Source organism: Sorangium sp. So ce1153 (assembly GCF_051521595.1).
Taxonomy (GTDB): Bacteria; Myxococcota_A; Polyangia; order Polyangiales; family Polyangiaceae; genus Sorangium.
On sequence record NZ_CP150361.1, the window covers coordinates 3,053,939 to 3,067,335 of the forward strand.

The following is a 13,397-nucleotide window of genomic DNA, read 5'->3' on the forward strand; positions in this document are numbered from 1 at the left end:
ACGCCTCCCCGCTTTCGTACTAGAGTCGCGCCGCCATGAACCGAAGGCTGCCCGCCGTCCTCGCCTGCCTGCTGCTCGCCGCCTGCGCCTCCCCGGAGCCCCGGCCGAAGGAGCCCCTCGGCCAGATCCCCGAGGCGACGACCACCGCGAAGCCCGAGTGGCTCCCGTTCCGCGTCCGCGCCGGCAAGAGCGTCGCCGCCGACCCGCGCGAGAAGCACTTCGCCGAGCTCCGGCAGCTCACCTTCGCCGGCGAGAACGCCGAGGCGTACTGGTCGCCCGACGGCAAGAAGCTCGTGTTCCAGTCGACCCGCGACGGCAACACGTGCGACCAGCAGTACGTCATCGATCTGGAGAGCGGCGACGTGCGCCGGGTCTCGAACGGCCAGGGCAAGACGACCTGCGGGTACTTCCTCTTCCCCGCGCCCGCGGCCCCCGCGGACGCGCGCGTCCTCTTCGCCTCCACGCACGCCGCCGGCGAGGCGTGCCCGCCGAAGCCCGATCATTCGCAGGGCTACGTGTGGCCGCTCGACGAGTTCGACATCTACACGGCGAAGCTCGACGGCTCGGATCTCCGCCCGCTCATCCAGGGCAAGGGCTACGACGCCGAGGCGACCGTCGCGTTCGACGGCTCGCGCCTCGTGTTCACGAGCACGCGCGACGGGGACATCGAGCTCTACACGTCGAAGCTCGACGGCTCCGACGTCCGGCGCATCACGAGCACGCCCGGCTACGACGGCGGCGCCTTCTTCTCCCCCGACGCGACCAAGCTCGTGTGGCGCGCGAGCCGCCCGACGGGCGCCGCGCTCGACGACTACCGCGCGCTGCTCGCCAAGGGGCTCGTGCGCCCCAGCGCGCTCGAGATCTTCATCGCCGGCGCCGACGGGCAGAACCCGCGCCCGGTGACGAGGAACGGCCGCGCCAACTTCGCCCCCTATTTCCTGCCGGACTCGCGGCGCCTCGTCTTCGCCTCGGATTTCAGCACCCCGCAGGGAGCGCGGGGCATGCCGAACTTCGACCTGTACCTGGTCGACACCGAGGCCCCGCCCACGGCGGACGGCGTGCCGCCGGTCGAGCGCGTGACCTTCTACGAGGGCTTCGACAGCTTCCCGATGTTCTCGCCGACCGGCGAGCACGTCGTCTTCGCCTCGAACCGGTACGGCGCGAAGCCCGGCGAGACCAACCTGTTCGTGGCCCGCTGGGTCGAATGACCGCGCTGCCGTCGCGGACCCGCTCGCCGGTCGCGCTCGCGTCGGCGTGCGCGCTCGCGGCCTGCTCCGGCGCCCCGGCGCAGCCGGCCCGCCCCGCCGAGGCCGCCGCTCCCTCGGCGGACATCGCGGGCGCCGCCTACGCCTCGCCGGCGCGCTGGAGCTACCACCCCGCGGCGCCCGAGGCCGCCGTCGCCTGGGCGCCGTTCGTCGGCGCCGGCTGCGTCGTCGTGGCCCAGGGCGGCCAGCGCTGGACGGTGACGCCCGATCCCGAGGCGCCAGAGGCGGCCTCGGGCGCCGCGCCGGCCGCGCGCTGCGCGGGCCAGGGCAGGACGAGCGCCTCGCCCGCGCCCGAGGAGCTCACCGCGATCGTGCGGCGCTCGCCGGCCTCCTGGATGTTCGTCGGCGCCAGCGGGGCGATCTACGAGGCCTCCTCGCCGCTCGGCCAGTTCACGCGGACGCTCTCGCCGCCCGAGCCGCTCGCGCAGGTCGCGGGCGCTTCCGGCGCGCTGCTCGGGGTGACCCGGGGCGGCGGCGTGCTCCGGTGGCGCGAGGACGTCGGCTGGAAGCCGGTCCCGCTCGACGGCGCCGCGGCGCAGGGCGGGCCGCCGCCGCCGCGCGCCTTCGGCGTCGCCATGGCCGAGGGGGGCCGCGCGCTCGCGCTGGCGCTGCCGGAGGCGCTCTTCGCGAGCGAGGACGGCGGGGCGACCTGGGCGCGCGCGCCGCTCCCCGCGATGGGCCTCTCGCGGGTCGGCGTCCTCGGCGGCGAGCTCCTGGCCGAGGGCCTCCTCGCGTCGGCGACCTGGGATCCGCGGCGCGCGCCGGCGTTCTCGCGCAGCGCGGCGATGCTCCCGCGGGCCGACGTCGAGCTCGCCGTCGCGGCCCCGCGCTCTCCGTCCGCTGCCGTCGTGTGGCTCGGCCGGGCGGCGATGGTCGGCGATCGCTACGTCGAGGCGGTCCGCCCGGACGACGCCGGCGCGCCGTGGCTCTTCGCGAGCGGGCCCATCGAGGGCCCGCTCAAGGAAGCGCCCCTGCCGGGCACGGGCGAGTGCGGCAGCATCAAGCTCGGCGCGAACGGCCGGCGCATCGTCGCCGTGTGCGCCGAGCCGGACGGCGACCGCATCGCGGCGCGGGTGCTCCGCAGCGCGGACGGCGGCGGCACGTGGTCGCCCGCGGCCACGCTGGAGACGCCGGACATCGACCAGGTCGGCGTCGCGGTGGCGCCCGAGGGCGCGGCGCTCCTGACCGGCGTCTGCAAGCCGAGCGACGGCGCGGGCAGCTGCAAGCCGACCGCGCCGCTGCTCCTGACCCAGGAAGGGGCCCAGGACACCGAGCGCGCGGCGGTCGCCCTCGCGGCGGCCCCGACGCTCAGCGCCCCCGCCGCGCTGCCCGCGTTCTCGGCGGACGGGCGCTCCGCCTACTTCGTCGGCTACCGCGGCAAGGACGAGCGCCTCGCGCTGTTCGTCTCGCACGACGGCGGCGAGACCTTCGCGCCGCGGCCGCTCGAGACGAACAGCGCTGCCCCGCCCGCGCCGCGCCCCGACGGCGCCGAGGACGAGGAGGGCGAGGGCGGGCCGGGCGACGGCTCGCCGTCCGAGGGGCTCGAGATCTCGGGGGAGAGCGCGCTCCGCGCCTCGGACGACGGCGCCGTGGGCCTGCTGCTCTGGGAGCGCGACGCGCTCACGTACCTGACCGCCGACGAGGACGGCCGGGTGCTCACGGTGGCGGCTCCGCCGGCGGAGGGCGCGGCGCTGGCCGGCTTCGGGCGGCGCGTCGTCGCGCTCGCGTCGCGCGCGCGTGCCGACGGCGAGGAAGTCGCGGTGCTCTGGGAGTCGCTCGACGGCGGCGTGAGCTGGGCGGAGCTCCCGGAGATGCCGGCGCTCTCGCGCGAGCTCTCGCAGGGTACGGTCGCGGTCGCGTGCGGCGCGAGCGGCTGCCTCTTCGGCGACGTGGCGACCCGCGTCGGCTGGGGCGGCCAGGCCGAGGGCGCGCCGCCGCGCGCGCCGGAGCCGGCGCCGCGCGCTCAGCCCGCCGTGCGCACGCCGATCGTCTGCGAGACGCTGCCGTCCTCGAAGTGGACGCGCGTCGATCACGTCGACTCGAGCGGCCTCGGCCTGCCTGACGGCGACGAGCTCCTGCGCGGCCGGTCGGTCTGGTCGCTGCTCACGCGCGCCCCGAGCGGCGCCGTCGACGTCGTCTCCGCGATGCTCCCCGAGTCGGGCGCCGGCGAGGCGCGCGTCGTCACGCGCTCGCTGTTGCCCGCGGTCCCGGCGGGGGCCGGCGGGGCGCGGGTGGCCACCAACGTCACGGCCCAGATGGAGGGCTATGCAGCGGCCCGCGTGCGGCTCCCCGGCGGCGCGGCGAAGCCGGGCGCGCCGATGCGCAACGTCGAGGTCGCGTGGGAGAACTGGATCGAGGGCACCTCGGGTCGCGGCGCGATCCCCGACGCTGGCCCGTTCGAGCTCGGCGACGTCAAGCCCGTCCCGGACGCCGCGCGCCAGCCCCCTCCGGCCGCGACGGGCCCTCGGCCCGGCGCGCCAGCCGCCGCGCGCCCTCAGACCGGCGCGCCCGCGCCGCCCCCCGAGGACTTCTTCGATCCCGCGCTCCTGTCCGTGTCGCTGCGCGGGCTCTTCCTCCGCCCGCACTCCGGCAGCGCGCACTCGGCGCTCACGTTCTTCTACGAGCCTTCCGGGAAGCTGCAGCGCTTCGATTTCCCTTCCTGGCCTGCGTCGGGCCTCCGCGGCAGCCTCGACGTGCGCGCCGACGCCGTCCTCGCCGACGGCCAGCCTGTCGGCGTGGGGATGGTCCGGCAGGCGTCGAACGGCCCGGTGACCGCGATGCTGCTCGCGCACCGCCCGGCCCCGGCGCCGTCCTCTGCCCCGGATCCCGGCGCCGCGTGGGCGATCGAGGCCGTGACGGTCGCGCCGCCGGCGGGCCGCGATCGGCTCGTGCACACCGACTGGACCTACGCTGGCAAATCGATCGGCGTCACGACGCTCGTCGCCGATCCTGGGCACGCGGCTGCCTGGGCGCTCTTCCAGCCGTTCCGTGCGGACGGAACTCTCGGCCCGGCGCAGCCGTTGCCAACGCCGTTCGACCTCGGCGACGTGCCGCGCCCCTGTTCTGCTGCCGAGCGCGCTGCGACCGCGCGCCACGAGGCGCCCCTCTCCCTGGGCAGCGAGGCCTTGTTTCCCGGCACGCGCCACCCTGTGCTCGTCACCGACGCCGCCGGCCCCTCTGGCGCGCCCGAGGCGATGGTGCTCCTGACCTCCTCCGTCGTGCTCCACGGCACGCCTGCCGCGCCGTGCGTGGCAGGCTGGGAGGCGAGATCGATCGGGCGGGCTCCTCTTCCTCTCTCTGCGATCGTCCCGGCCGATCTCGCGCACGCCTGGTTGTTCCGGGTCGTGGCGGGCCCTTCCTCGCCGAGCGGCGCGGCCGTCGAGCTCCGCCCGATGGCGTGCCGCTTCGATCCGGGGGCCAAGGTGCCGGAGGCGGTATGGAACGAGCCTGCCACGTCGCGCTTCGACCGCTGAGAGGTTCGGTGATCAGCCGCCGTGCGCGGTCGAGCAGAGGACGGGCCCGCTGAGCGGCCGAAGCGATGAATACCGCTGAGCGGCTGAGCGGCTGAGCGGCTGAGCGGCTGAGCGATCGAAGCGAGGCGTGAAACGAAGTAGATGGTGCGATGAAACGATCCCGGATCCGAGCTCGCGGTAAGCTTTCAGCGGCTCCCGCATGCGCCGCGGCGCTTGCGTTCGTGGTCGCCACGGCGATAGCCTGACGCCCCTGAAAGGGAGGCGGCATGATCCGGAAGCGACGGCGGTTCGAGCTCAGGAAGACGCTGTTCCTGCTTCCGAACCTGATCACGCTCTCATCGATATTCTGCGGGTTCGACTCGATCCGTCGCTCGGCGACGGCGCAGTCCGAGGATGACTTCTACCGCGCCGCGCTGCTGATCGTCTTCGCGATGTTCTTCGACACCCTCGACGGTCGTGTCGCGCGGATGACGAAGACCCAGAGCGCCTTCGGCCTGCAGATCGACTCGCTGGCCGATGTCGTCTCGTTCGGCGTGGCGCCGTCGATCCTCGTTTACCAGTGGACGCTGCACCGCTTCGACCTCGCGGGGCTGCTCGTGTCGTTCATCTTCACGGCCTGCGGCGCGGTCCGGCTGGCTCGCTTCAACGTCCTCTCGATGGGGGAGGCGGGCAAGCCCACGAAGCCCTCGAAGTACATCGTCGGCCTGCCGATCCCCGGCGCCGCCGGGATCCTGGTCTCGATCGTCGTCGCGAACCACGCCGCCGCCGGCGCGATCGGCGGCGAGCGCTACGCGTCGGCGATCCTCGCGACCACGACGATCCTGTCGCTGCTGATGGTCTCGACGATCCGGTTCCGCTCTTTCAAGGATCTCAAGCTCAACGTCCGGACGGTGCTCTTCGTCGCCTTCGCGGTCGGGTCGAGCGCGGTGATCTCGACGCAGCTGCAGCCGGCGTTCGTGCTCGTGTGGCTGCTCGGCTTCTACGTGCTGCTCGGGATCTTCGAGTCGCTCTGGCACCTGCCGGCGCGCCTCCGTGGCCTGCCGCGGGACTCGGTGCCTCCGCCCCGGGTACCCCCGCCGGCCTGAAGCGGGCCCGCCCCCGGATCCACCCCCGCGCGTGGCTCGCCGACGCGGCCCAACCGCTCGGGCCTGTTTTTGAGTAGACTGGGCGCGATGAAGAACCGCGTGTTCTTTCCGCAGGCCGCGCTCGACGAGTGGATCGCGAGCGACCGCGTCGATCTGAACAACGACGAGCTTCTGATCAAGACCGAGGGCCGCCGCTACAAGATCATCGAGGCGATCCGCGTGCTCCGCGAGGTGACGGGCTCGGCGGACATCCACGAGGTGCTCGGCAGGGTCAAGACGCGCGCCTTCCTGCGGGAGCTCGGGGCAGAGATCCTCGAGGGCTCCATGATCATCGGCGACAACGCCTACGACGTGGTCCCGGGGTTCATCGGCGCGCCGGTGGGCACGTTCGCCGAGCACCGCAAGGCCGCGACAGCGGCGACCGCGACCAACAGCAGCCTGACCAGCGACGAGGAGCTCCTCGCCGCGTTCCTGACGAGCGAGATGTAGCGGCGTCGCGCCGGTACCACCTCCCCGGTGGTGCTCCTCCCCGGAGCGGCACCGGCGGGAGCGACGCGCCGCCGGTCGGGGGCTCCCGGGCGTTGACCCCGGCTCTCCTGCCCTGTCGGGCCTGTTCTTACGAGAGTACGCCTCCGCCTCTGCGGCCGGCGGGCCATCCCCGGTGAGGCAGGCTATAACGGGGGCCATGCCCGAGGCCCTCTCCGGGATCAGCTTTGTGCTCGCGCTGCTGTTCTACGGCGCCGCCAGCGCACTCTTCTTCCTCGACGTCGCCCGCAGCCGCACGCGGCTCCCCTCCGCGGCCGACCTCGCGGGGCTGGGCGCCGGGCCGCACCACCACGACCCCGCCGCGCGGCCGAGCGCCGCGGCCGCGCCGGCCTCGCGCCACGCGCCCCTGCTGCTCGGCCTGGGCGCCCTCGGGCACGCGACCTACGTCACGCTCGCCAGCTTCGTCGCGCGCGTCTGTCCGGTCCACTCCATGCACTTCATGCTCTCGGTCGCGTCCCTCTTCGCGATCGGCGTCTACCTCATCGCCCGCCGCCGCTTCCGCATCGACGCGCTCGGGCTGCTCATCGGGCCGCTCGGGCTCGCCTTCCTGCTCGGCACCTTCTTCCTCGGGAAGCCGCACGCCGAGCCGAAGCTCAGCCCGCTGTTCATCGCGGCGCACGTGATGGCGAACCTGCTCGGCATCGCGCTCTTCCTCCTCGCCGGCGCCTCCGCCGCGCTCTATCTCGTCCAGGAGAAGCGGCTCAAGCAGAAGCGGCACGTCGAGCGCCTGGGCAGCCTCCCGCCGCTCGACACCCTCGACCGCGCCGTCCACCGCTTCCTGAGCGCCGGCTTCCCCCTGCTGACGCTCGGCATCGTCACGGGGACTTACTGGGCGCACCGGCTCGAGATGGGCAACACCGAGGAGGTGATGCGCGCCATCTTCGGCTACGCCACCTGGCTCCTCATCGCGCTCGTGCTGCTCCTGCGCGCCGCCGCTGGCTGGCGCGGCCGGCGCGCGGCGTACGGCACCATCGCGGGGCTCGCCTGCGCCGCGGCGGTGCTCGTCATCTACCTCGTCCGTCCCGCCGCGGGGCTCGGAGGCTAGCGCAGGTGATCTTCGTCGGGCTCTCCCACAAGACCGCGCCCATCGAGGTGCGCGAGCGGCTCGCGATCGGGCGCAGCCAGCTCCCCGAGGTGCTCGCGCGCTTGACCGCCCACCCCGCCATCGGGGAAGCGCTCGTGCTCTCCACCTGCAACCGCGTCGAGGTCTACGCCTCGCCGCGGCAGATGTCGCCGGGGCTCACCCGCCCCGGGAGCGCGGCGCCGCCGTCCGAGGAAGAGGCCTCGCTCGACAACGAGGCGCTGCGCGCCGCCGCCTCGGTCCTCGTCGGCATCGGCGGGGACGCCGTCCGGGGCCACCTGGCCGGCTGCGTCGGCAGCGAGGCCGTCCTCCACCTCTTCCGCGTCGCCGCCTCGCTCGACTCGATGGTCGTCGGTGAGCCGCAGATCCTCGGGCAGATGAAGGACGCCATCGAGGTCGCCCGCGGGGCGAAGACCCTCGGCGCCAGGCTCGGCCGCGCCGCCCACCGGGCGATCAAGGTCGGCAAGCGCGTGCGCACGGAGACGGCGATCGGCGCGGGCCAGGTCTCGGTCTCCAGCGTCGCCATCGATCTCGCCCGCCAGATCTTCACGGATCTCGCCGGCCACACGGCGCTGCTCATCGGCGCCGGCGAGATGGCCGAGGCCGCCTCGAAGCTCCTCGTCCGCGCCGGCGCTCGCCTCGTCGTCGTCAACCGGAGCCCGGAGCGCGCCGCCGCGCTCGCCCGCGAGGTGGGCGGCGAGCCGCGCCCCTGGGCCGAGCTCGAGCGCGCCGTCGTGGAGGCCGACATCGTCGTCTCGTCGACCTCGAGCCCGAGCTACGTGGTCACCCTCGACCTCGTCCGCCGCGCCCGCAAGGCCAGGAGGGGCAGGAGCCTGTTCCTCATCGACATCGCCGTCCCGCGCGACATCGACCCCGCCGTCAACAAGCTCGACAACGTCTACCTGTACGACGTCGACGACCTCTCGCAGATCGTGGCGCAGTCCGTCGAGGGGCGCGCCGCCGAGGCGGCGCGGGCCGAGGCGATCGTCGTCGACGAGGCGCAGGCGTTCGAGGCGTGGACGCTCGAGCGCGCCCTGACGCCCACGATCGTGGGCCTGCGGGCCCGCACGCGCTCCATCCTGGCGGGCGAGGTCGAGCGCAGCCTCGCCGGCAAGCTCCGGCACCTCGGCCCGGCCGAGCGCCAGGCGCTCGCGCTGATGATCGACGCCGCCACGAACAAGCTGCTCCACGTGCCCACCACCCGCCTCCGCGCGATGGCCGGCGACCCCCGCGTCGCCGATCACGTCGACTCGCTCCGGGAGCTGTTCGCCATCGACGACGCGCCGGCCGACTGCGGCGTCGCCCGGGCGCTCGCCGAGGGGGAGCTGCGCGAAACACCGGACAGCCTTCGCACGCCTGTGTCGGCCCGCGGGGCGGAGCCGCCCGCCTCCGGCGAGCGCGGCGGCGCCTCGCCCCGGCCGGCGGACGACGGCCTCTATGCCCGGCAGCCCGGCGCGCGCCCCCAGCCCGCCGAGGCCGGCGTCATGGCCGTCGCAAATCCGGCCGCGGCCGTGCGGGCAGCTGGGCTAAAGGGAGCGTGACCGCCATGGAGCTCACCCTCGCCACGCGCCGCTCGGCGCTCGCCCTCGCCCAGTCCCGCGCCTTCGCCCGTTCCCTCGAGGCGGCGGTGCCCGATCTCTCCCTCCGTGAGCTCGAGGTGGTGACCTCGGGCGACAGGACGCAGGATCGCTCGCTTCAGGACATCGGCGGCAAGGGGCTGTTCATCAAGGAGCTCGAGGAGGCGCTCCTGGATCGGCGCGCCGACTTCGCGGTCCACTCGATCAAGGACGTCCCCGCCGAGATCGCCCCGGCGCTGTGCCTCGCGTGCATCCCCGCGCGGGAGGATCCCCGCGACGCGCTCGTCACCCGGAGCGGCGCGCCGCTCGCGGATCTCCCGGCGGGCGCCCGGGTCGGGACCTCGAGCCTCCGCCGCGCCGTCGCGCTGCGCGAGGCGCGTCCGGACCTCGTGATCGAGCCGGTCCGCGGCAACGTCGACACCCGGCTGCGCAAGGTCTCCGACGGGGCGTTCGACGCGATCGTGCTGGCGCTCGCTGGCCTGAAGCGGCTCGGGCTCGCGGACCGCGCCACGGAGGTCCTGTCCCCCGAGGTGTCGCTGCCGGCGATCGGCCAGGGGGCGCTCGGCATCGAGTGCCGGACAGACGACGAGAGCGTGCGCGACGTCCTCTCGGCGCTCGTGGACGCCGAGACGACGACGTGCGTCACCGCGGAGCGCGCCGTGATGGCCGCCGTCGAAGGCAGCTGCCGGACGCCGGTGGCCGCGTACGCGGTGCGCGACGGCGGCGCGCTCTGGCTGCGGGCGCTCCTCGCCGAGCCCGACGGCACCCGGCTGCGGAAGGCGGAGCGACGCGTGGCGTGGCCCGGTGACGCGCGCGAGGCCGCGCGCCTCGGCGCGGATCTCGGGGCGGAGCTCAAGGACCGCTGAGGCGCACGGAGGCCGGAAGCGCACGGGCGCTCCCGGGCGCTCCGACGCCGAGACCGCCCCGCGCTTCTCGCGCCGGCGTGTCCGTGCCAGATCGGAGGCCTGCCGGCGGTCTCCCGCCGCCCAGCGCTCCATGCCGGGCTACGTCGCGCTCGTCCTCCATGCCCACCTGCCGTACGTGCGCCACCCCGAGCACGCCCGCTCGCTGGAGGAGCGCTGGCTCTTCGAGGCCCTCTGGGAGTGCTACCTCCCCTTGCTCGGAGTCCTCGATCGCCTCGCCGCCGATCGCGTCGCCGCCCCGCTGACCCTCTCCATCTCGCCGCCGCTCCTCGCGATGCTGCGCGACAAACTGCTCCTCCGTCGCTTCGAGGATCACCTCCGCCGGCTCACCGCGCTCGCCGCCCGGGTCGAGGCCCGCTTCGCCGGGAGCGGCTTTGCGCCGGCGGCCGCGTCCTACCGCGCGCGGCTCGCCGACGCGGCGCGCGCCTGGGAGGCGCTGGGCGGCGATGTCCCGGGCGCCCTGGTCCGCCACGCCGCGGCGGGGCGCCTCGAGCTCCTCACCACGGCCGCGACGCACGCCTACCTGCCCGGCCTGCTCCCCACGCCCGCGTCGATCCGGGCGCAGCTCCGGCTCGGCCGCCGCGCTTTCGCGGCCCTCACCGGCGCGCCGGCGCCTCGCGGCCTCTGGCTGCCCGAGTGCGCCTACGCGCCGCCCATCGACGCCGATCTCGCGGCGGCCGGCGTCCGCTTCACCGTGCTCGACGCCCACGCCCTCACGCTCGCCGCGCCGCCCGCGCCCGCCAACGCCGCCGTCCCCGTCCTCTCGCCTTCCGGCGTCGCCTGCTTCGGGCGCGATCGCGACAGCGCCCGCGAGGTCTGGTCGCGCGACGTCGGCTACCCGGGACACCCGGCCTACCGCGAGTTCTACCGCGACGTCGGGCTCGATCTGCCCGAGCGCGAGCTCGACGGCGAGATCGGCCCCGACGGCGTCCGGCTCATGACCGGTCTCAAGCTCCACCGCGTGACCGGACCCGGCCCCGACAAGGCGCCTTACGACCCGGCCCGCGCGTCCGCGCAGGCGCGCGCGCACGCCGCGGCGTTCGTGGCCCGCCGCGAGGCCGCGCTCGGGTCGATCCGCGGGGCGCCGGCCCCGCCCATCCTCGTCGCCCCGTACGACGCCGAGCTCTTCGGCCACTGGTGGCTCGAAGGTCCCGAGTTCCTCGAGCACGCCCTGCGGCGCCTCGCGGCCTCGGAGCGCGCTGTGCCGATCGCGCTGGGCGCATACCTCGAGCGCCACCCGCCCGCGGCGGTCGTCGAGCCCGCCGCCTCCTCGTGGGGCGAAGGCGGGTACGGCGCGTTCTGGACCGGCCCGAGCGCGGCGCGCCTCTGGCGCCACGCCCACCACGCCGAGCGCGCGGTGCTCGGCGCGCTGTCGCGTTGCCGCGACGCGGTCGGCCTGCCCGGCCGCGCGCTGGACCAGGCCATTCGCGAGCTCCTCCTCCTTCAATCGAGCGACTGGGCGTTCATGATGTCCGTCGGGGAGATGGTCCCCTATGCGGAAGCGCGCGCCCGCGCCCACGCGACCCGCGCTCGCCGGCTCGCGAGCCTCGCCCAGGAGCCCTCCGTTTCGGCCACCGACGTCGCCTGGCTCGACGCGCTCTGCGCGCTCGACCCTTTCCTCGCCGAGCTCGCGGGCCCCGCGCTCCGCGACGCCTTCGATCCGTGGCGCTGAGTCGCCGCCCCGCCCCTGGACACCTCCCGCGGCTGACGGACTCGACCCCTCTCCGGAGCAGTCGATTTTGCTCGTATTGAATTATTCTGTGACGGTATTCCCGCCACGGTGAATCGAACCTGCTCCGAGGCGCGACCCCCGTCCGATCCGTGGAGGACGCGGCGCTCGTCCGCAGGGCGCCTGGCGCCTTGGTTCCGGGCTGTCTTTCAGGAAGATGACCGGCCGTTCACCTTACCGATTCATTGCCGGTTGCCGGCCGAGACAACCCCGAGCACATTGCGAAGCACGTTTTCCTCGTGCATGGCGGCACGAAGTGCGAGGAGGACGCAGACATTGCGAGGATCACCCCCTTGATGACCGGCCGGTCAGCGCCCTACTGTGGTGCCCGCCGGCTTTGCTCCTGGACCGCACCGGCAGGCGCTGGCAAAAAACCGGGCGGACTCCCCATGACACATCCTCCTTGCGGACCCGAGCGCCGTATTGCTCGAAGGGCCTTCGGCGCTCGTAGCGCCGCCTCGAACCACTCTCGCGCCGCCGTCATCGCGGCGCTGCTCGCGGCGCTCGCGGCGCCCACGCTGGCGGCCTGCCGCCGTTCGGACGCGGGCACGCAGCCGTCGCCGGCGCGCGACACAGCGGCGCCCCGCGAGAAGCCCGCCGTGCGCTTCGACAAGGTGACCGCGCGCCCGCTCGCGCAGACGCTCGACATCAGCGGCACCCTCGTCGCCGACGAGACCAGCGAGGTGGCCACGCAGGTCGCCGGCTCGGTCCTGAGCGTCGAGGTCGACGTGGGCTCCCGGGTCAAGAAGGGCGACCCGCTCGTCGTGCTCGACGCGCGCAACGCCGCGCTCCAGTCGCAGGCGGCCTCCGCCGCCGTCGCGCAGGCCCGCGCCAGGCTCGCGCTGCCCGACGGGGCGTCGCCGAAGGGGATCGATCCCGACCAGGTGCCGGAGGTCCGGGCCGCGAAGCAGAGCATGGAGCTCGCGAAGTCCGAGGCCGAGCGCGTGAAGCAGCTCTACGACCAGGGCGCTGTCGCCCAGTCGACCTGGGACGCGGCGCGCACGCAGGCCCAGAACGCGAGCGCGCAGTACGACGCCGCGGTCAACGGCATCCGCGCGACGGTCGCCTCGCTCACGTCCGCGCAGGCGCAGGCGGGGCTCGCCTCGAAGTCGGTCTCCGACACGACCGTGCGGGCGCCTTTCGACGGCGCCGTCTCCGAGAAGCGGATCAGCGTCGGCGAGTTCGCGAGCCCGGGCCGCGTCGTCGCGGTCGTGGTCCGCGACAACCCGCTGCGGCTCCGCATCGACGTGCCCGAGGGGGACATCGCGCACATCGAGGTGGGCAAGCCCGTCAGCGTCTCGGTCGCCGCGTTCCCCGGTCGCCTGTTCCCGGGCGTCGTGAAGCGCATCGGCGCGAGCCTCAAGGAGTCCTCGCGCACGCTGCCCGTCGAGGCCGAGTTCGACAACAGCGAGGGGAAGCTCCGTCCCGGCTTCTTCGCGCAGGGTCAGCTGACGCTGACCGGCGAGTCAAGAACGTCGCTCCTCGTGCCCGAGGCGGCGGTCGGCACCTCCGGGACGAGCGCGCGCGTGTTCGTGCGGTCGGGCGACCGCGTGACCGAGCGGCTGGTGAAGACCGGCCGCAAGATCGAGGGTCTCGTCGAGGTCATCGGTCCGCTCACCGAGGGCGAAGAGGTCGCGATCGACAAGGTGGACCAGCTGGCGGACGGCATCGAGGTCGCGGCGGCGCAGTGAGCCCTGCGCACCGGCGTCTCATCACTG

9 protein-coding genes are annotated in these 13,397 nt (G+C 74.6%); all 9 read left to right on the top strand.

The features are described 5' to 3' along the window. Positions 1–35 precede the first annotated feature (35 nt). The 9 genes from WME85_RS10775 to WME85_RS10815 all read left to right on the top strand — a co-directional run bounded on the left by WME85_RS10775 (position 36) and on the right by WME85_RS10815 (position 13,370). Positions 36–1,208 carry a hypothetical protein gene (locus tag WME85_RS10775; protein ID WP_437837509.1) on the top strand — a complete coding sequence of 391 codons (1,173 nt, stop codon included), beginning with the start codon at positions 36–38 and terminating at the stop codon, positions 1,206–1,208. Beyond that, a complete protein-coding gene (locus WME85_RS10780; protein WP_437837510.1) occupies positions 1,205–4,738 on the top strand; it encodes a hypothetical protein in 3,534 nt (1,177 codons plus the stop codon). Before WME85_RS10775 ends, WME85_RS10780 begins: the two co-directional genes overlap by 4 nt. Positions 4,739–5,004: 266 nt before the next feature. Next, positions 5,005–5,823: a CDP-diacylglycerol--serine O-phosphatidyltransferase gene (gene pssA, locus WME85_RS10785; protein ID WP_437309037.1), complete on the top strand. Its 819-nt coding sequence runs from the start codon at positions 5,005–5,007 to the stop codon at positions 5,821–5,823. Positions 5,824–5,910: 87 nt separating this feature from the next. Further along, a complete protein-coding gene (locus WME85_RS10790; protein ID WP_436626447.1) occupies positions 5,911–6,312 on the top strand; it encodes a hypothetical protein in 402 nt (133 codons plus the stop codon). A gap of 196 nt (positions 6,313–6,508) precedes the next feature. Beyond that, complete coding sequence (locus tag WME85_RS10795) at positions 6,509–7,414, top strand: cytochrome C assembly family protein (RefSeq protein ID WP_437837511.1); 906 nt, start codon at positions 6,509–6,511, stop codon at positions 7,412–7,414. 5 nt (positions 7,415–7,419) lie between these two features. Continuing rightward, entirely contained in the window at positions 7,420–8,991 is a 1,572-nt protein-coding gene (gene hemA / locus WME85_RS10800; RefSeq protein WP_437837512.1) for a glutamyl-tRNA reductase, read from the top strand. 5 nt (positions 8,992–8,996) lie between these two features. Continuing rightward, positions 8,997–9,893 carry a hydroxymethylbilane synthase gene (gene hemC, locus WME85_RS10805; protein WP_437837513.1) on the top strand — a complete coding sequence of 299 codons (897 nt, stop codon included), beginning with the start codon at positions 8,997–8,999 and terminating at the stop codon, positions 9,891–9,893. A gap of 130 nt (positions 9,894–10,023) precedes the next feature. Beyond that, positions 10,024–11,622, top strand: a complete 1,599-nt coding sequence (locus WME85_RS10810; protein ID WP_437837514.1) for a glycoside hydrolase family 57 protein — start codon at positions 10,024–10,026, stop codon at positions 11,620–11,622. Positions 11,623–12,068: 446 nt separating this feature from the next. Next, positions 12,069–13,370 carry an efflux RND transporter periplasmic adaptor subunit gene (locus WME85_RS10815; RefSeq protein ID WP_437837515.1) on the top strand — a complete coding sequence of 434 codons (1,302 nt, stop codon included), beginning with the start codon at positions 12,069–12,071 and terminating at the stop codon, positions 13,368–13,370. Positions 13,371–13,397 lie beyond the last annotated feature (27 nt).